Origin of the sequence: Microlunatus sp. GCM10028923 (assembly GCF_042666975.1) — a bacterium.
Classification (GTDB): domain Bacteria; phylum Actinomycetota; class Actinomycetes; order Propionibacteriales; family Propionibacteriaceae; genus Microlunatus.
Map to the genome: position 1 here is coordinate 1 of NZ_JBHTFF010000018.1, position 17,900 is coordinate 17,900.

The 17,900-nt window shown below is 69.4% G+C and carries 21 protein-coding genes; 7 read left to right on the plus strand and 14 right to left on the minus strand.

All coding sequences use genetic code 11. The features are described from left to right. Window positions 1-215 (minus strand): helix-turn-helix domain-containing protein (locus ACFQU4_RS32020; protein ID WP_377500026.1); only part of this gene is annotated, 215 nt, incomplete at its 3' end. Window positions 216-382: 167 nt separating this feature from the next. Between ACFQU4_RS32020 and ACFQU4_RS32025 the strand changes: the two genes are divergently transcribed. Further along, on the plus strand, window positions 383-1,543 hold the full coding sequence (locus tag ACFQU4_RS32025; RefSeq protein WP_377500028.1) for an MFS transporter: 1,161 nt from the start codon (window positions 383-385) through the stop codon (window positions 1,541-1,543). Here the strand turns inward: ACFQU4_RS32025 and ACFQU4_RS32030 are convergent. After that, window positions 1,494-2,282, minus strand: a complete 789-nt coding sequence (locus ACFQU4_RS32030) for a class I SAM-dependent methyltransferase (RefSeq protein WP_377500030.1) — start codon at window positions 2,280-2,282, stop codon at window positions 1,494-1,496. The genes ACFQU4_RS32025 and ACFQU4_RS32030 overlap by 50 nt on opposite strands. A 142-nt stretch (window positions 2,283-2,424) precedes the next feature. Between ACFQU4_RS32030 and ACFQU4_RS32035 the strand changes: the two genes are divergently transcribed. Further along, window positions 2,425-2,967: a hypothetical protein gene (locus ACFQU4_RS32035; protein WP_377500032.1), complete on the plus strand. Its 543-nt coding sequence runs from the start codon at window positions 2,425-2,427 to the stop codon at window positions 2,965-2,967. Continuing rightward, window positions 2,964-3,752 (plus strand): HAD family hydrolase, encoded by a 789-nt coding sequence (locus ACFQU4_RS32040; protein ID WP_377500034.1) that lies wholly within the window; start codon window positions 2,964-2,966, stop codon window positions 3,750-3,752. Before ACFQU4_RS32035 ends, ACFQU4_RS32040 begins: the two co-directional genes overlap by 4 nt. On the opposite strand, the gene ACFQU4_RS32045 is transcribed toward ACFQU4_RS32040, so the two are convergent. Then, complete coding sequence (locus ACFQU4_RS32045; RefSeq protein WP_377500036.1) at window positions 3,753-4,406, minus strand: hypothetical protein; 654 nt, start codon at window positions 4,404-4,406, stop codon at window positions 3,753-3,755. 78 nt (window positions 4,407-4,484) lie between these two features. Between ACFQU4_RS32045 and ACFQU4_RS32050 the strand changes: the two genes are divergently transcribed. Further along, a complete protein-coding gene (locus ACFQU4_RS32050; RefSeq protein WP_377500038.1) occupies window positions 4,485-5,045 on the plus strand; it encodes a GNAT family N-acetyltransferase in 561 nt (186 codons plus the stop codon). Here ACFQU4_RS32050 and ACFQU4_RS32055 read toward each other — a convergent pair. Next, window positions 5,005-6,219 (minus strand): MFS transporter, encoded by a 1,215-nt coding sequence (locus ACFQU4_RS32055; RefSeq protein WP_377500041.1) that lies wholly within the window; start codon window positions 6,217-6,219, stop codon window positions 5,005-5,007. The two genes, ACFQU4_RS32050 and ACFQU4_RS32055, sit on opposite strands and share 41 nt — an antisense overlap. A 71-nt stretch (window positions 6,220-6,290) precedes the next feature. Between ACFQU4_RS32055 and ACFQU4_RS32060 the strand changes: the two genes are divergently transcribed. Beyond that, window positions 6,291-7,178 carry a LysR family transcriptional regulator gene (locus ACFQU4_RS32060; RefSeq protein WP_377500044.1) on the plus strand — a complete coding sequence of 296 codons (888 nt, stop codon included), beginning with the start codon at window positions 6,291-6,293 and terminating at the stop codon, window positions 7,176-7,178. Here the strand turns inward: ACFQU4_RS32060 and ACFQU4_RS32065 are convergent, their stop codons facing one another. Then, window positions 7,179-7,727, minus strand: a complete 549-nt coding sequence (locus tag ACFQU4_RS32065) for a hypothetical protein (protein WP_377500047.1) — start codon at window positions 7,725-7,727, stop codon at window positions 7,179-7,181. It abuts the gene before it with no gap. A gap of 53 nt (window positions 7,728-7,780) precedes the next feature. On the opposite strand from ACFQU4_RS32065, the gene proS reads away from it, so the two are divergent. Beyond that, on the plus strand, window positions 7,781-9,202 hold the full coding sequence (proS, locus tag ACFQU4_RS32070) for a proline--tRNA ligase (protein WP_377500049.1): 1,422 nt from the start codon (window positions 7,781-7,783) through the stop codon (window positions 9,200-9,202). Then, entirely contained in the window at window positions 9,192-10,076 is an 885-nt protein-coding gene (locus ACFQU4_RS32075) for a DUF3626 domain-containing protein (RefSeq protein WP_377500051.1), read from the plus strand. Before proS ends, ACFQU4_RS32075 begins: the two co-directional genes overlap by 11 nt. A gap of 54 nt (window positions 10,077-10,130) precedes the next feature. On the opposite strand, the gene ACFQU4_RS32080 is transcribed toward ACFQU4_RS32075, so the two are convergent. The 9 genes from ACFQU4_RS32080 to ACFQU4_RS32120 all read right to left on the minus strand — a co-directional run bounded on the left by ACFQU4_RS32080 (window position 10,131) and on the right by ACFQU4_RS32120 (window position 17,897). Then, a complete protein-coding gene (locus tag ACFQU4_RS32080; RefSeq protein ID WP_377500054.1) occupies window positions 10,131-10,736 on the minus strand; it encodes a PIN domain-containing protein in 606 nt (201 codons plus the stop codon). 12 nt (window positions 10,737-10,748) lie between these two features. Next, window positions 10,749-11,285 (minus strand): helix-turn-helix domain-containing protein, encoded by a 537-nt coding sequence (locus ACFQU4_RS32085; RefSeq protein ID WP_377500056.1) that lies wholly within the window; start codon window positions 11,283-11,285, stop codon window positions 10,749-10,751. A gap of 32 nt (window positions 11,286-11,317) precedes the next feature. Further along, on the minus strand, window positions 11,318-11,527 hold the full coding sequence (locus tag ACFQU4_RS32090; RefSeq protein WP_377500059.1) for a hypothetical protein: 210 nt from the start codon (window positions 11,525-11,527) through the stop codon (window positions 11,318-11,320). Window positions 11,528-11,592: 65 nt separating this feature from the next. Further along, window positions 11,593-11,751 carry a hypothetical protein gene (locus tag ACFQU4_RS32095; RefSeq protein WP_377500061.1) on the minus strand — a complete coding sequence of 53 codons (159 nt, stop codon included), beginning with the start codon at window positions 11,749-11,751 and terminating at the stop codon, window positions 11,593-11,595. 35 nt (window positions 11,752-11,786) lie between these two features. Beyond that, the gene (locus ACFQU4_RS32100) at window positions 11,787-12,245 is read right to left on the minus strand and encodes a pyridoxamine 5'-phosphate oxidase family protein (RefSeq protein ID WP_377500063.1); all 459 of its coding nucleotides are present in this window, start codon (window positions 12,243-12,245) and stop codon (window positions 11,787-11,789) included. Further along, a complete protein-coding gene (locus ACFQU4_RS32105) occupies window positions 12,235-13,191 on the minus strand; it encodes a YhcG family protein (RefSeq protein WP_377500065.1) in 957 nt (318 codons plus the stop codon). Before ACFQU4_RS32105 ends, ACFQU4_RS32100 begins: the two co-directional genes overlap by 11 nt. A 41-nt stretch (window positions 13,192-13,232) precedes the next feature. Further along, on the minus strand, window positions 13,233-13,958 hold the full coding sequence (locus ACFQU4_RS32110) for an endonuclease/exonuclease/phosphatase family protein (protein ID WP_377500067.1): 726 nt from the start codon (window positions 13,956-13,958) through the stop codon (window positions 13,233-13,235). Window positions 13,959-13,975: 17 nt separating this feature from the next. Continuing rightward, the gene (locus ACFQU4_RS32115) at window positions 13,976-16,498 is read right to left on the minus strand and encodes a polynucleotide kinase-phosphatase (protein ID WP_377500069.1); all 2,523 of its coding nucleotides are present in this window, start codon (window positions 16,496-16,498) and stop codon (window positions 13,976-13,978) included. Continuing rightward, on the minus strand, window positions 16,491-17,897 hold the full coding sequence (locus ACFQU4_RS32120) for a 3' terminal RNA ribose 2'-O-methyltransferase Hen1 (protein WP_377500071.1): 1,407 nt from the start codon (window positions 17,895-17,897) through the stop codon (window positions 16,491-16,493). Before ACFQU4_RS32120 ends, ACFQU4_RS32115 begins: the two co-directional genes overlap by 8 nt. Window positions 17,898-17,900 lie beyond the last annotated feature (3 nt).

Below are 17,900 nucleotides of genomic sequence, written 5' to 3' on the forward strand. Positions count from 1 at the left end.
TGCAATTCCATGCCGGCCAGATTCGCCCACCGAACCACACTCCGGGCATTAGCCCCGACCTGACGCGCCGCCTCCGTGCACGACTCACCCGCCGCCACCAACTCCAACACCCGCGCCCGCAACCCAGCATCGACCACCACAACAACCTCCAAGACCGTTGTTGCGACGACCGTCTGAGCCCGCCGGCCGAAATCGGCTTGGCGAAGGGGTTGCATTGCAGATTTGTGACAGCGGCCGAGCACGGATCCACAAGATCAGCCGGGCGATGGCCCAGGGGCTACCCACGTGAAGTAGGGATCGTCCGCCGGCAGTCCTCGTCCAGGGATATTCCGCTGACTGCGGAGGCTCCACGGAATACGATCGGACGATGCCACCCTGAGGCTTGAGGATCAAGGTCTACACGCTGTCGGCTCTTGGCGAGGCCCTCCCGCTCTTCCCGGTCTACGCGCTGATCTTCGCCGACAGTGGATTGTCGGCCGCACAGATCTCGTCCCTGTTGCTCATCTGGTCGGCCGTGGCCTTTGCGCTGGAGGTGCCTTCCGGCGCCCTGGCCGACCGGGTCTCGCGGCGTCGCCTGTTGATCATCGCGGGCCTGATCCGAGCGGTCGGCTGCGCGTCGTTGGTCACGGTGCCGTCGTATCCGATCTTCGCGATCGGGTTCGTGTTGTGGGGTGTCTCGAGCGCGCTGCGATCGGGCACCTTTCAGGCGTTGGTGTACGACGAGTTGGCCGCGACCGGCCATGAGAAGTCGTACGGCCGGTTGATCGGGACCGCGGGGACGATCAGCCCGCTGGCCAATGTGGTGGCGACTCTCGCCGCCGCTCCCCTGCTGGTTGTGGGCGGGTATCCGCTGGTCGGCTGGGTCAGCGCAGCTGTCTGCGTGGCCGTCGCCGTGGTGTCCTGGACCCTTCCGGAGCAGCCGCGGAGCCGGGCCGTCGACGGTGGCGTTCGCGGTTACCTGCACACGCTGAGGGACGGGCTGACGGAGGCGCGGCGGAACCGGGCCGTGTTCGCCGTGTTGATCGTTTTGGTGTGCCTGAACCTCGGCGCCATCGACGAATACGTGCCGCTGCTGTTGCGGGGTCACGGGGTACCGACCGTGGTGATACCGATCTTGTTGGCTGCCCAGGGTGTCATGATCGCGGCGGCGAGCTGGGCTGCCGGGCGCTGGTCGACGACCCGACTGTTCGTCCCGGCAGTCGCCCTGATCGTCGGTGCAGTCGCGCTTGCCGCGGGCGCGTTGATCATGCACCCGGTCGGCTTCGTCGGCTTGGCGGCGGCCCTGACCGCGATCACCTATGTCACGGTGTGCGCGCAGATCCGGCTGCAGCACGCGATCACCGGCCAAGCTCGTGCCACGGTGACCTCGGTGGCCGGGCTCGGAAGGGAGTGCGCCGCCTTGCTCACCTACGGCCTGATCGCCGGCCTGTCGGTGGGGCTTCCGCTCACCATTGCGGTGGCCGCGATGGCGATCCCGATGCTGCTGCTCGGGTTCACCCTGCCCCGTCTGCTCGGTGGGCGAGGGTCGGCCGGCCCCAGCTGAGTTCGGCCTGGATCGTCAGGTCCAGCCAGCCGTCGTTCGCGTACGGGCTGACCGCCTCCGCAACGGCCGCGTCGAAGTCGGCGGCCTCCCCCGGCGCCATCAGGCCGCGGGCCAGGCTGGAGGTCGAATGGAACTGCTCGATGTAGTCGCCCACCGATTGCCGGTACGTGATCGGCGCCGTCCGGACCGTACCGGCGAGATCGAGCAGGCCGCGATCCTGGATCGCCCCGACCAGGCAGTATTCCGGGTCGAAGTCCTGCTTGCGCGAGTGCCGCTGGATGATCGGAAGGATGTCGGCCGACCATGGCTGGTCGATCGGTCCGTGCCCCATCACGACGAGCTGCGCGTTCGGCGTCAGGTGCGGCAGGATCCGCGCGAACGTCTCCTGCCACGGCATCCAGTGCAAGGCCGCGCCGGCCGTCACCAGGGCGTACGGACCGTCGAGGTCCGCGGTCTCGATCGGGCTGACCTGCCAGGCGAGGTTCGGGTGATCACCGCCGGGGCGCTGCCGGCCTGCCGCAACCATCGGTGCCGAGACGTCGATCGCGACGACCTGTTCGACCCGCGGCGCGAGCGGCCGCGCGATCGCGCCCTCGCCGGCGCCGATGTCGAGCACCCGCCGCGGCTCGTCGACGATCAACCCGACGAGCCGGTCGAACACCTCATCCGGGTACGGCGGTCGATGCCGATACGCCTCCGCCACGGCCTCCTGCTGGAACGTTGCCGCAAGCTCGGTCATGCCTCGGAGCGTAGCCCGCGCCCTGATGTCCGTACCCGCATCTTTAGGCAGGCTCGCCTCAACAGCGCGAGACGTCCTATGTCTCCTAGAATCAGTCCTGGAATCCCGAACAGTCCAGGCTCGGCGAGGACAAGGAGTTGCTGTGGCGATCGGCCCCGACGGCCCCGACGGAACGGTCCAGGCGCGGCTCGGCGTCGTGCTCAGTCGCCTGGACCCAGCCCCCGGGCTCGTGATCAACAGGGTTGGCGACGTCATCGCGGCGACCCGGGTCGGCCGGCTGCTCTTCGGTCCCATCGGGATGCTCGACCCGCCGGGCAATCTGAGCCGGTACGTCTTCACCGATCCGCGCGCCCGGTCCGCCTTCCCGGACTGGGACTCGGTCGCCGATCGGGTGGCGACCCAACTCCGGCTCGACACCTGCGACGAGACGGAGCCGTTGATCGAAGAGATGTCGCGGGTCGCCGGCGCGGAGTTCGCCGACCGGATCGCGACGCCGCTGGTGATGCCGGACCGGCACGGCTACGTCCAGCTGAATCACCCGACCGCCGGGTTGCTGCGGCTGACGTACGAGACGCTCGATCTGTTCATCGACGAGCCGCAACACCTGCTGCTCTATCTCGCCGCGGACGAGGCTTCGACAGAGTCGCTGCAACGACTGGGCTCGGGCCCGGGAGGAACTCCGTGACCATCAGACTCGTCGCCTTCGACCTGGACGGGACGATCTACGACCGCAACGGCATCGCCCCCGAGTGTGCCGAGGCGATCGCCGGGCTGGCTGCGCGCGGCGTGCACTGCGTGATCAACTCCGGGCGCTCGATCGACTTCCAGCTGGACCTGCTGACCGATCACGACCTGGTGCAGCACTTCACGGCCCTGATCGGTGACGAACGGTGGGTGCACCTCGTCGACGCCGGGCCGGTACTGCGGGCGCTCGAGCCGTGGAACACGGAGGTGCGGTCGAGCTGGACCGAGCTGGAGCCGATCGCCGAGGGCTGGTGCCGGCGGCTCGAGGAGCAGACTCGGCAGCGGAATTGGAACAGCAGGATCTCCGACCCGGAGACCGGTCACCGCCGGGGTATCTGGGCGATCTCCGTCGAGACGCCCGAGCGCGCCCAGGCGCTGGCCGAGTGGCTGCAGCCGCAGCTCGCCGGCAGCACCCTGGCCTGCAACTCCAACGGCACGATCGTGCACATCTACGACGCGGCGCGGGACAAGGGCACGTCCCTCGCCGCGCTGGCTGGACAGCTCGGGCTCCGGCACGACGAGGTGCTGGCCTTCGGCGACGGTTACAACGATCAGCCGATGCTGGACGGCCGGCATGGCTTCGCGTCGGCGACCGTCGCGAACGCCAACGACGAGGTGAAGGGCTGGGTCCGCCAGGCGGGCGGCCGGATCGCCGGACTCGACTGCGGACTCGGGGTCGCGGAGCTGCTCACCGAGGTCTTCCCACCCACGCCCGCGCGGACCTGATCAGCTTCTGCGCCGTCGACGCTGACGACAGTTCCCGTACGAGCTCAGGGAGGCGCGGGTCTCGTCGATGGACTCCCCGACGGTCGTCGGCGAACCGTGATCACAGATGAGATCGTGCGGACCGCTGTCGACCTCGATCAACTTCGGTGCTCCGAACGTGTACGTGTCGAGATCGGCCATGGCCCAGGTCTCTCCCGGACGCACCCGGTGGAACCGGAACGTTCCGCTGTCGCGGGCGACGCTGACCAGGCAGCGGACCGGAGCATCCAGCGCACGAGCCAGCTGCACGACCTCGTGGGCGAACTTCAGCCCCTGACGCAGCATCAGCAGCTGATCGGGCTCGCTGATCAAGGGTTCGTCATCCGGTGACACGTCCACGCGGACGGGCACCACGTCGTCGAGATGAAAACTGTTCAGTTCGCACTCCCAACCGGTGAAGTCCGGATGGCCGGTCCGATGACTCGGATCGATCTTGAGCTGGTACTTCTTCTTGACCACCCAACTGTGCGGGAACAACAGGGCGCCGCCGTGCCGAACCAACCCGGCGGCGATGATCTTGCGCAGCTCCGGAACCAGCTCGAGCGCAGGCGAGACCGGCGGCAGGCCGGCCCTTTCGAAGGCCGCGACTGCCGCGTCGTTCAGCCGCACGATCATCACCACACGATGGTCACAGACCACTCCGACCCGACTCCACCGGATTTCCGCACGGCCCGGCCGGGTTACCCTGCCGCGGTGACCTCGATCGAATGGCCGGTCCGGACCGAACGCCTGGAGCTGCGTCCGTACGCACCGGACGATCTCGACGCCCTGTGGGAGTACGAGCAGCTGCCGCCGGTCCAGCACTGGCTCGGCTGGGCCCCGAAGACCGCGGACGAGCTGCGCGCGGCGATGGAGGACGAAGGGAGCGCCACGACGCACGTCATGGTGCTCCTCGATGCGGTGATCATCGGCCACATCATGATCATGCCGCGGGACGGCTGGGCGCAGACCGACGTCGCGGCGCAGGCCAAGGGCCTCGAGGCGGAGCTCGGCTGGATGTTCCACCCCGGCCACGGCGGACGGGGTTATGCCACCGAGGCCGTACGCGCCGTGGTCGGCCTGTGCTTCGACGCGCTCCGGCTGCGGCGGGTCCACGCGGGCTGCTTCGCCGACAACACGGCATCGTGGCGGTTGATGGAACGCCTCGGGATGCGCCGCGAGGAATACAGCCGCGCGACGGCGCTGCACCGGGACGGCACCTGGTACGACGGCCTCAGCTACGCACTGCTCCGCGAGGAGTGGCCGACCGGGTGATCGGCGCCTGGGCGAGGGCCGCGATGCCGAGGCACGCTGCAGCCATCACCGCGGTCAAGATCAACCAGCCGGCCGGGCCGAGCATGATCACCAGCGGGAGGGCGACGGCGGGCCCGACGATCCGGGCGGCGCTGGTCGACATCGAGAACGCCGCCTGGTAGCGACCCTCGGCCCCGTCCGGTACGTGATCAAGGGCGACCCGCCAGGTCGCGATGCCGCCGCACACCTCCCCGACCGTGAGGGCGACGATGCCGGCCAAGATCAGGACCACCACCGCCAGCGGAGACCGTACCGCCCCGGAGACGGCGAGCAGGGCGCCGGCGACGCCGAGACCGCCGGCCGCGATCAGGGCGGTCCGCACCGTGGCCCGGTGCGTCCGCACCCGAGCCGCATACGGCCGCTGGCCGATGATCACCAACAGGGTGTTCAGCCCGAGCGCCACGCCGGACAGCCAGATCGGGGCCGCGGTCTGCTGAAGCACCCAGATCGGCAAGATCACCGACAGCACCGGCATGGTCAGCTGGATCGCGGCCGCGAACCCGGTGGCGGCCGCGAATCGGCGGTCGCGCAGGGCGATCAGGGTGCCGACCCAACCGCTTCGCCGGACCGGCCGCACCGGACGGCGCAGGGCGAGGGCACCGGCCGCGGTCAGCACCATGATCACCGCACCGACCCCGTACGCGATCCGGGTGGTCGGACCGAGTCCGGACGCGGCGAGTACGGCGCCGAGCACCGTACCCAGCCCGATGCCGGCGTTGAGCAACAGGTTCATGGTGGCGCGGATGGTGAGCCGGTCGGCCGCGGCCGCGCCGTCCACGGCGAGCGCCTGGCGGGCCGCCGCCGAGGTGGACTGGGCGATCCCGAAGGCGATGGCCGCGACCGCGAACCCGGCCGCCGAATCGGTGATGGCATAACCGGCGACTGCCACCGCCGCGATCCCGGCGAACAGGGCGGCGGCGCGGCTCAGCCCGAGCCGGTCGGCCAGGTCGCCGAGCGGCACGGCGAGGATCAGGGAACTGGCGGCCCCGAGCGCCAGGATCAGTCCGATCAGTGGGGCGGCCAGGTCGAGTTCGAGCGCGACCTGCAACACGATCGTGGACAGCACCACGCCCTCGACCGTGGCGGTGCCGACCTGAAGGGCGCCGACCAGCCGGCGGTTCGCGGTGCTTCTCATGGGTTCCATCCTCGGCGCCGAACCACTATCGGTCCAACAGATACTTCTGATGATCAGTATCATCAGAACTGATGGAAGTGCATCAGCTCCGGTACGCGCTCGCGGTCGCCGACGAACACTCGTTCACGGCCGCGGCGAATCTTCTGCACGTCAGCCAGTCCGGGGTCAGCGCCCAGGTCGCCCTGCTCGAGCGCGAACTCGGCCTGACCTTGTTCGACCGGTCGGCCCGCGGGGTCCGGGTGACACAGGCCGGCGAACCGGTCCTTGATCAACTGCGGCGGGCGTTGACCGAGCTCGACCGGGTCCGTACCGTCGCCGACGATCTGAACGGGCTGGTCCGCGGCACGGTGAGCATCGGCGCGGTCGCCGGGCTCGGCTGGCCGGCGTTCCTCGATGCGCTGCAGCAGGTACACCGGACCCATCCCGGGCTGGAACTGTCCCTCCGCGAGGGCAAGTCGATCGAGCTCCAGGAGGACGTCGCGGCGGGCCGGCTCGATCTCGCCGTCGCCTCCTGGGTGGACCGGCCGAGGGAGGGTCTCGGCTCCTGGGTCGCCCTCGAGGAACGGGTGATCGCCGCCGTCGGCACCGAGCATCCCTGGGCCGGACGGTCCAGGATCACGCCGGCCGACCTGCTCGACCAGCCGGTCGTCGGGCTGGCGCCGGGCACCGGCATGCGCAGCTCGTACGACGCCATGATGCGGGCCGAGGGGCTACCGGCTCCGGTCAGCTGGGAAGTCACCCTGCCCACCACGGCCCGGGCGCTCGCGGCCCGCGGGCTGGGGGTCGCCATCCTGACCAGTTCCCGGGCCGATCTGCCGACCGACCTGGTCCGATTGAAGATCAATTCCAGGCATGCGACCTCGCGGCTCGGGGTCGTCTGGCGCACCCGGCCGGCGCCGTCGGCCGGCGCGCGGGCCACCCTCGAGGCGTTCCGGGAGCACCTGTCCGCCGGATCCTGATCAAGGAGCAGTGACGTCGACCGGCAGCCGGAACGTCTCGATGATCTTGCCGGCCGCGGCCGCGGGATCCAGGACCGAGGTGTCCAGGGTCAGGGTCTCCACGTCCGGGATGACGGCCGCCAGATCCTCCTTCTCCCAGGCCCGCCGCAGTCCGTCCACGGTGGCGAGCTTGCCCAGTTCGCTGCGGCGCAGGTCGGTCACGCGGGACTCGGTGATCGACCGGTCACAGACCAGGCGGACCGGCCGGACCCGGCCACCGTTGCGTCGCACCGCATCGAACCGGCGGCTGGTCTGCGACTCCGACGCCGGTCCCGCGTAGACCGTCGTGAAGATCAAGTTCGTACCGGAGCGGGCCGCCTCGGCCAGGACGTTCTCCCGGATCGCGTGCACCTGGCGCCAGAACGGCTCCGTACCGAAGTCGAACACCGGCCGGATGCAGTCGATGCTCAGGTGGTTGTGGAAGACCCGGATGCCGGTCCGCCGCGCCAGCTCGTTCGCCACGGTCAGCTTGCCGACCGCGGGCGGCCCGTACAGATAGATCAACTCCATCGGCCGATGGTAATTCGGAGGACGCCGCCGCGAACCCTGATTAGGCTCGGCCGATGGCCAGAACCGTATTGACCCCACGGGAGCAGGACTTCCCGCAGTGGTACCAGGACGTCATCGCCAAGGCCGAGCTCGCCGAGAACGGGCCGGTCCGGGGCACGATGGTGATCCGACCGTGGGGTTATGCGATCTGGGAACGGATGCAGGCGGCGATGGATGCCCGGATCAAGGCTGCCGGAGCGCGGAACGCGTACTTCCCGTTGTTCATCCCGGAGTCGTACCTGAGCCGGGAGGCCGATCACGTCGAGGGCTTCTCGCCGGAGCTGGCCGTCGTCACGCATGCCGGCGGCAAACAGCTCGAGGAGCCGATCATCGTCCGGCCGACCAGCGAGACCATGGTCGGCGAGTTCATGGCGAAGTGGATCAACTCGCATCGTGATCTTCCCCTGTTGCTGAACCAGTGGGCCAACGTGGTGCGCTGGGAGCTGCGCTCGCGGCTGTTCCTGCGCACCACCGAATTCCTTTGGCAGGAAGGGCACACGGCCCACACCAGTGAGGCCGAGGCGCGCGACTACGCACGGCGGATCCTGCACGAGGCCTACGCCGACTTCCTGCGCACCGAACTCGCGATCCCGGTCATCCCCGGGCGCAAGACCCGCCGGGAGCGGTTCGCCGGCGCCGTCAACACGATGACCGTGGAAGGGATGATGGGCGACGGCAAGGCGCTGCAGTTGGGCACCAGCCACGAGTTCGGCCAGAACTTCTCCCAGGCCTTCGAGATCACCTTCACCGACGCCGAGCAGCGCAGCCGACTCGCCTGGACCACGTCCTGGGGTTCGTCGACCCGGATGCTCGGCGGCATGATCATGTGTCACGGCGACGACGACGGGCTCCGGGTCCCGCCCCGGGTCGCGCCGACCCAGGCGATGATCACGGTGGTCAAGGACGGCGACGGTTCGCCCGCGGCGACGGCCGCGGAGCTGTTCGACGCGCTGACCGCCGCCGGGGTCCGGGCCGAACTGGACGACCGGACCGACCTGCCGTACGGGCGCCGGGCTGTCGATCATGAACTGAAGGGGATCCCGGTGCGGGTCGAGGTGGGGCCGCGTGAGCTCGCCGACGGCCGGGTGACGCTGGTCCGCCGCATCCTCGGCAGCAAGACGCCCTGCCCGGTGACCGACGTGGTGACCGAGACCGTACGGGCTCTCGCCGATGATCATGATCGACTGCTGGCCGAAGCCGAACGGTTCCGGGACGACCGGACGGTCGAGGTCGCGTCGGTCGGCGACGCCATCGAGGCGGCCCGGTCGGGGTGGGCCCGGATCCCGTGGCGGCTGGTCGGCGAGACCGGCGAGGACGAGCTGGCCGCGCAGGGCGTCACGGTGCGCTGCCTGATCCATCCCGACGGCCGCGTACCCGACACCGACGACCCGGCCGCCGAGCCCGACCTGCTGGCGATCGCGGCCCGTGCCTACTGAGCAGACGGACCGTCGGATCCGCGCCGCTCTTGATCATGTCGCGGCGATCAGCCGTGGTGGCCCACTGGACCGGACGCTTCGGGTCACGCTGAACTTCCATCCGGACCGCCTGGTCGGCGGCCGGACGGTGATCGAGGCGCTCGCCGACGAGCAGGTCTATCGCTCGCAGTTCGAGACCAAGATCAGCAACGGCGGGCTGACCGCCTTCCCCGGCGGCGATCGGTGGCGGTGGGAGCAGCGCAGCTTCGGCGGTGCGTACGACGACGCACCGCCCGAGCTGCGGCCGCGGTACGGCGCCCTGAACCATCGCCGGGCCGACGTCGGCGGCGCGGTCCGGTTCGGGTCCTGCCACCTGCGGCTCGCCGAGTCGGTGCTCGACCGCACGACCTTCTGCTTCCCCGACTCGGCCCTCGACCCGACCGGGTACGGCACCGCGGCCCGCTGTGATCTTGCCGCCGCGGCCGACGCGTTCCACGCCCGCCCGCACACGGACCGGTCCGAGAGCAGCGAAGGCGGACTGCTCGACAGCTACCTCGAGGCGCACGTGCACGGCCCGGTCCTGCTCGACCGCGACGTCGAGGCGATCGTGCTGGACCCGTCGTTCCGCGGCACCGAGGTGGAACACGCGGCACGGCTGGCCCACCCGGTGATCGAGTGGACCGGCGGCCGGATCCTCACGGTGGAGGAGCTGCTCCGCCATCCCGCCTTCCGCGGGCCGGAGCCGTTGGTCCTCGGTCCCGCCATCGCCGACCATGATCAACTCACGGCCCGCGAGATCGGCAACGCGGCCCGCTCGGGCGCCTACGAGCCGCAGGACCTCAAGAAGCTCTGGCACCTGGTCGCCCGGTTCGGTCTGCCTACCGAAGGTCGCTGAAGGAGTTGCGCGGCAGGCGCGGGGCGGACCCGAGTCGCCAAACCGGATGGACCATCAGCAACCGGTCCCAGCGCGCTCGGCTGCATCAATGAACGGTCGCACCAGCTGCTCGACTTCCACCATCTCGTAACGCTCAACGCAAAGGTCCAGCAACTCATGGGCCGACAGGGTCGGCGGGAGCGTTCGCCGATGAGACATCTCGACGAACGCTCGCGCAGCCAGCCGAGGGTTGATGTCGGCCGTATCGGCAGCGAAATCGCGAACGTGGATCACCTGGATCTGCGGTGGAACCAGGGTCGACGGGAAGTCCTTGAGGTTGACGGTGACGATGGCACCAGCACCGCCCACGACTGCGGCCGCCACGACATGTTCGTCGTCGGGATCGGGAAGTCCGAACGTCCCCTCGAGGTGCTCCCAGCCACCGACTATGGCGTCATCGAAATGCCCTGCCATCTGGTCCATCAAGTGCTGTGCAGCGTCCCGAGCGTCCTTCTTCGGTTCCCCGCGTTCCAGCCGCTTCTCCTCCTCATTGATCTCGACCTCAATGAGGATCGCCTCGCTCCACAGCGGACGGTAGAGGTTCTCTGCTGCCAAGGAGAGGAGGAAGTCCCGCTGCACGCTGGGCCACAGGACGCAGCTGTCCAGGATGGCTGCGAACACGTCGTCATCCTCTCAAGAGGTAGACGACTTTCGACGCCTTTCCGCTGCCTTGGCACGGATGCGCCGCAATCGATTCTCGACGTCCTCGATCGACTCCTCGTCGCCGAGCGCGTCACTCGTCGCCATGATGGCGCGGTATTGCTCTTCACGACGCTTGGCCCTCAGCACCAGCACATCGTCGAGCTTGACCAATCGACGCCGCCGACCAGGCTTGTCGGCAGGCAACTCACCCTGGTCGATCAGCTTCACGACCGTTGGCCGGCTGAGGCCGAGGAGGTCGGCGGCCTGCTGCGTCGTGAGGAGCTTGTTCTGTGGAGCAACCGTGACCGCCTTGCCGGCAACCATCGCTTCGAGCACCTGGAGCAGGACTCGATGGAAGGCCTCGGGCATCTGGACTTGGTCGTCCTCTCCCTCGCCCGAAAGGAAGTACTGCGGCGTCGGGGTCTCTCCACGGAGGCGCTGGTGCGCCTTGATGAAGCTGAGGACCCGCGCGGCGTTGTCGCCGGGCTCAGGCAGGTACGTCTCTTGCTCCAGCGTCTGCGTCGTCACGGCAGTCCCCCTAAGTTCGAAACAAGTGAAGTCTATTTCGTTTGATTCGAATCGACAAGCCAGGGGTGATGGGAGTCGCTGCGACGGATCATCTCGCGCAGCCAGTCCTGCTTCTCCCGGGCCAGCAGTGGCCACGCCACCTCGAAGTCTCGGTCATCCTTCCTGCGCCGCTTCCGCGCCTTGAACAGAAGCACGATCTCCGGATTCAGGTACCGGACCTTGTCGGCGGCAACCCAGGTCACCGCCTCGAGCGGAGCGGAGTGATCGGCGATGAACCTGTTCGTCCACTGACCGCCGCGACCTGGCGTCAGTACCCTCCGACCACCCACCACGGCGACCTGAACCCAGCCATGAACTGCACGACACCCGCCAGGTCCATGCTCTCCCAGCGGCCGTACAGCCGTGACCAGTACGCAGTCTCGGCCGCCTCGGCAGCCGTGACCGGCAAGGGTTCGGAGATCGTCATCGCTCCATGATGTCGCGTGGACGCCGGCCCGGAGGTCAGCGCCAGCGACCCTTGATCATCAGGGTTCGGCCGGACAGTTCGTTCGCCTCCCGCCAAGCCTGGACCCGATGCGGGCGGAGGCTGAAGTAGAGATAGGGGTCGGTGTCCTGTCGCGGGTCGAAGCCGGCCTTCGCCGCGAACGCGTCGCCGACGTCGGCCGGGATCTCCGCTGTCGGCACCGTCTCCGCGACCGTGCAGTCGATCATGATCACGTCGCGGGTCGCACCCAACGCCAGCCGTGCCGCGCCACCGGCGACGAGGTTGCGCGCGGTCGGACTGCTCGCGACCGTGGCGATCATGATCGTCTCGCCGTCCCAGCGGAACGACAGCGGCACCAGCGCCGGCGCTCCGGTGCCCGACTCCGCCGTGGCCACCCAGAGATCGACATCGTGTTCTAGCCGGCGCAAGGTATCTTCGCGCCGCTGCGCGGCCGAGCGGGGTTCCTCAATCGTCATCCGCCCCATCCTGCATCACGCCACCCTGCTGGAGCTCGCGTTCGAGCTGTTCGACCGTGGGCAGGTTGGTCTGCAGCGGCTCGGGCAGGCTCTCGATCAGCCGGTACTCGGCGATTCCCAGCGGCCGCGACGTGTCCCTCAGCGCGTACTCGGCGACAACCTCGTTCTTCGTCTTGCACAGCAGCAGTCCGATCTTCGGTCCGTCCGACTCGTGCTTCACGTCGGCGTCGATGACGGTCATATAAAAGCCGAGTTGGCCCATGTGCTCCGGCTTGAACTTGCCGGCCTTGATCTCGATCGCGACGTAGCAGCGCAGGTGGAGGTGGTAGAAGAGGAGGTCGAGGAAGAAGGCCTCCCCGCCCACCTCGAGGTGGATCTGCCGGCCGACATAGGCGAACCCTGCGCCGAGTTCGAGCAGGAACTCGGTCACGTGGTCGACGATCGCCTGCTCGATGGCCCGTTCCTGAGCATCGTCGCCGAGACCAAGGAAGTCGAGCTTGTACGGGTCCTTGAGCACCTCACGCGCCAGGTCTGACTTCATGGCCGGGAGCGTCCGTTCGAAGTTGGTGACAGCCTTGCCCTGGCGCTCGACGGCGCGGACCTCGACCTGCATGACCAGCACGTTGCGGGACCAGCCGTGCTCGAGGACCGCTGCCGCGTACGCGAGCCGGGTGGAGCGGTCCTTGAACTTGTCGAGAAGGACGATGTTGTGGCCCCAGGGGATTTGTGCAACAGGCTGCTGCACAAATCCTTCGTCGGGCCAGGCCTGGGCGAACGAGCGCATGTACTTGAGGTTTCGGGGCGAGAAGCCCTTCATTTCCGGGAACGCTTCGCGCAGGTCGCGCGAGAGCCGGTCGATGACCTTGGCTCCCCAGCCCTGCTCGGACTGGCGATCGAGGATGTCCCGGCCGATCTGCCAGTAGAGCTTGATCAGCTCCGTATTCACCGCAAGCGCGGCGCGTTGCTGGGCTGAGTGGATCCGGCCCTTCAGCTCGGCCAGGCGAGGTCCACCAGCAGGGGGCGATGGTCCGAGGCGCGTACGTCGAGCACGGCGGCATCGACCGGGTGCAGGCCGCGGACGAAGACGTGGTCCAGGCGGAGCTCGGGCACGTCGCTGGGATAGGTCAGATACCCGTTCAGGCTCGCTGCCGCGTCCTCCAGACCTTCGGCGATCGTCCGCACCGACGCCTCCTCCGGTCCGGCGTTGAGGTCGCCCATCACGATCACCGGACCGTCGCCGGTCACCAGGTCCCGGACCTGCTGGGCCTGGTGGGCCCGCTGCTCGGCGGACACGTGATCAAGGTGCGTCACGTACACCTCGACGGTCCGGCCGCCGATCTCCAGTGCCGCCCGGACCGCGGAGCGTTCCTCCAGGTCGGGATCGTCGGACGGCAGGTTCTCCAGCCGGTACGTGGCGTTGTCGATCATGGGGTGCGGGGTGAGGATCGCGTCGCCGTACTGCCGACGTTGATCATGACCCGGTTCCGGGTCCAGGTCGAGCGCCGGCGCGAAGACGCCCGTCCAACCCAGCCGCTCGGCCAGGTCGGCGGTCTGGTCCCGGTGATCACTGCGCGGATCGAAGTGGCGGTCCACCTCCTGCAGGCCGACCACGTCGGGGCGGGCGGCGGCGATCACGTCCGCCGTCCGGCCCAGGTCGAGGCGGTTGGCCAGGTCGTGACCGGCCCGGATGTTGAAGGTGAGGACCCGAAGCATCGGCTCAGGATAGACGGTCACAGCCGCGGATCGACCGGCTCGGATTCCAGCGCGAGCACCGCGAAGACGAGTTGGTGCACCCGCCAGAGCGGCTCGCCGGCCACGAACCTGATCAACGCGTCGACGCCGAGTCCGTGCTCCCGGGACGCCAGGCTCCGCTTCCGGCCCAGGCCACGGTTGCGCAGCAGGTCCAGGGCGTCGGTGTAGTCCGGGCCGTAGATGATCCGCAGGTACTCCCGCCCGCGCACCTTCAGTCCGGGCTGCGCACCGCGCTGCGGCACCACGGGCTTGATCACCAGGCCTTCGCCGCCCGCCTCGGTCAGCTCGAGCCACCACCGGGTCGCCTCGGCGCGCTGCTCGGCCGATCCGAGGTCGACGAAGCGGTGCCGGGTCGGCGTGATCAACTCCCCCGCGACCCGGCCCAGCCGGTCCAGGTGCCACCGGTGCGACTCCGTCACAGCCAGCGCTTTTCCTTCTGCGGCGAGGATCTGGAACGGCGCGTACGTGACGCCGGTCAGACCCGACGTCGGCGCCACATAGCTGCGGTACGCCCTCCGATAGGCCTCCGCGTTCGCCCGGCGCCGTGCCGTCCGATCGACCAGTTCCGCCACGTCCAGGCCACGGCGCACGGCCGCGTCGAGTCCGGCGGCCACCTCGGGCAACGAGGCGCCGGCCGCCGCACCGACCGCCGCATACTGATCTTGGATCAGCGGCAACGCCTTCGCCGACCAGGGCAGCAGTTCGCCGTCCAGGGCCAGCCAGTCGGTGCCGAGTTCGTCGAACAGCGGGCGCACCGCGGTCCGGATCCGGTCCACCAGTTCGCCGACCTCGGCGAAGAACGGCCGCCCGGTCCGGGTGTAGACGACCCCGGTGCTGCCGTCGGTCACCCCGAACCGGCGCTCGGCGGTCTCGGCGTCGCGCGCGATCACCGCGATCGCCCGCGAGCCCATGTGCTTCTCCTCGCAGACCACCTCGGTGACCCCGGCCGCCGCGAACTCGTCGAACGCGGTCTCCGGGTGCTCCAGGAAGCCGTCCAGCTTGGCGGTCGCCGCGGGTGCCATGGTCGGCGGCAGATAGATCAGCCAGCGCGGGTCCACCGCGAACCGGCTCATCACCTCCAGCGCCGCGGCGGCGTGCTCCTCGCCGATCTTGATCTTGCCGGCCTGGTCGGTCTCCAGCCACCGGGTGCCCTGGACATCGTCCAGCCGGAGCGCCGCCGGCTCCCGGTCCACGACCTTGATCAACGGCCGCGCGGGCTCGTACCACTGCTGCTCGGCCGGCACCGCGACCAGTTCCCGCTCCGGGTAGCGCAGCGCCGTCAGGTTGCCGCCGAAGACGACGCCGGTGTCCAGGCAGATCGTGTTGTTGACCCACTCCGGCTCCGGGGTCGGCGTGTGGCCGTACACGACCATGGCGGAGCCGCGGTATTCCCGGGCCCACGGGTAGCGGACCGGCAACCCGTACTCGTCGGTCTCGCCGGTGGTGTCGCCGTACAGCGCGAACGACCGCACCCGGCCGGACGACCTGCCGTGGTAGGACTCCTTCAGCCCGGCGTGCGCGACGACCAGGCGGCCGTCATCCAGCACGTAGTGGGAGATCAGGCCGTCCAGGAAGGTGAGCACGTCGGCCCGGAACTCCTCCGGTTCCGTCTCCAACTGGGCCAGGGACTCGGCCAGCCCGTGCCGGACCTGCACCTTCGCCCCGCGCAGCGCCCGGATCAGCTTCGCCTCGTGGTTGCCGCAGACGCAGAGGGCGCGGCCGGAGTTGATCATGCCCATCACCAGCCGCAGCACGCCCGGCGTGTCCGGGCCGCGATCGACCAGATCGCCGACGAACAAGGCCATCCGGCCGTCCGGGTGGTGAGCGTCGACGGCCCGGCCCTGATCATCGAGGACCAGCTGCCAGCCCAACTCCGTCAACAGGGTACGGAGCTCGCCGGCGCAGCCATGCACGTCGCCGATGATGTCGAACGGGCCGGCAAGATCACGGCGGTCGTTCCACGAGCGTTCCCGGACCACGGTGGCCGCGTCGGCCTCGGCGGTGTCGTGCAGCACGTGCACCCGGCGGAAACCCTCCTTGCGGATCCGGCGCAACGACCGGTCGAGATCGCGCTGCTGCCGGGTGATCACCCGGTCCCCGAAGACCCGGTCGGTCCGGCTCTGGTTCCGGGCGACCGCCACCGCCTCCCCGACGTCGAGGACGATCGCGTCGACCAGCACGTCGTGCTCCTTGGCCAGGGTGATCAAGGAAGCCCGGGCGGCGGGCTGGACGCTGGTCGCGTCGACGACGGTGAGCAGCCCGCGACGCAGCCGGGTGCCGACGATGTAGTGCAGCACGTCGAACGCGTCCGCGGTCGCCGTCTGATCGGTCTCGTCGTCGGACACCAGGCCGCGGCAGAAGTCGCTCGAGATCACCTCGGTCGGCTTGAAGTGGGCGCGCGCGAAGGTCGACTTGCCGCTGCCGGAGACTCCGACCAGCAGCACCAGGCCCATCGCCGGGACGTTGATCACGGTCCGGGAGTCGATCATGGAATCAGCCACGGCGGAACACCGCCAGCTGAGTCGGGGCGCCGAGTTCCTCGTCCGGCTCGCCGATCCCGGACACCGCGACGGAGTAGCCGTGATCATCGGCGACCCGGTGTGCCCAGGCCGCGAACTCGGCCCGGGTCCATTCGAACCGGTGATCGGGATGGCGCATGCCGGAAAGTCCTTGGTAGTGGGGGTTGTACTCGGAGTTAGGGGTGCTGACCAGAACCGCGGCCGGCCTGGCGTCGCCGAAGACGACCCGCTCCAGAGCGCCGAGGCGCGGCAGGTCGAGGTGCTCGATCACCTCCATCAGGACGGCGGCGTCATAGCCGGCCAACCGCTCGTCGGTGTACGTCAGCGCGCCCTGGAACAGGTCGATCCGGGCGGCCTCCCGTTCGGACAGCCGGTCCAGCCGGAGTCGCCGCCGGGCCAGCTCCAGCGCCCGGACCGACACGTCCGTTCCGGCGATCCTGGTCAGCGACCGCTCCTTGATCAACTTCGTCAGGAACTGACCGCTGCCGCAGCCGCAGTCGATCACCGACGTCGCACCGAGGTCGCGCAGCACCGCGAGCACCGCGTCGTGGCGCTGCTGGTTCAGCGGTCGGCGCCGTTCCTCCGGCTCCGCCACCTCCTCCTCGACCTCCGGTTCCAGCGTCGCCTCAGGGTCGTCGTCCAGCTCGGCCAGCCGGGCCAGGGCGGTCCGGGTCAGCGCACTGCGCCGGCCGAGATAGCGCCGGGTGATCAAGGTCCGGTCCGGGTGCGAGGCCAGCCAGCCGGCCCCGGAGCGGAGCAGCTTGTCGACCTCGTCCGGCCCCTGCCAGTAGTGCTTGGACTCGTCGAGGACGGGCAGCAGGACGTACAACTGGCTCAGCGCGTCGGCCAGCCGCAGCGTCCCCGTCAGGGTCAGCCGGACGTAGCGCGAGTCGCCCCAGTCCTCGAACTCCTCGTCCAGCGGAATCGCCTCGGCCGTGACCTGCCAGCCGAGCGGCTCGAAGATCCGCAACGCGATCCCCGGGCCGCCCCGGCAGGGCAGCGCCGGGATCGTGATCACCAGCGGGATCGCCGAGTCGGCGAGCTCCTGCCGCGACCGGCACCGGCCGCCGCGGGCCGTGCTGAACACGTCCGCCAGCGCGGCGCCGAGCAGCGACGAGGCCGCGTAGGAACGATCGTTGACGTACTGGGCCAGGCTGAAGTCCGGGGTGCCCCGGCCGACCGTGCGGGCCAGCCGGACCGAGTCGATCTCCAACAGCAGCGCGGCCGTGCACCGTTCCTCCGACGCCTCCGGGTAGAACACCGTGGCCGTACCGAACGACTGCTCGAACCGCTGCACCCGCTCCGGGTGCTTGTGCAGCAGGAAACCGAGGTCCGTCGCGGGCCGGTGGGTGGTGGTCAGGGTCAAGTACACCCGGCCCATCTT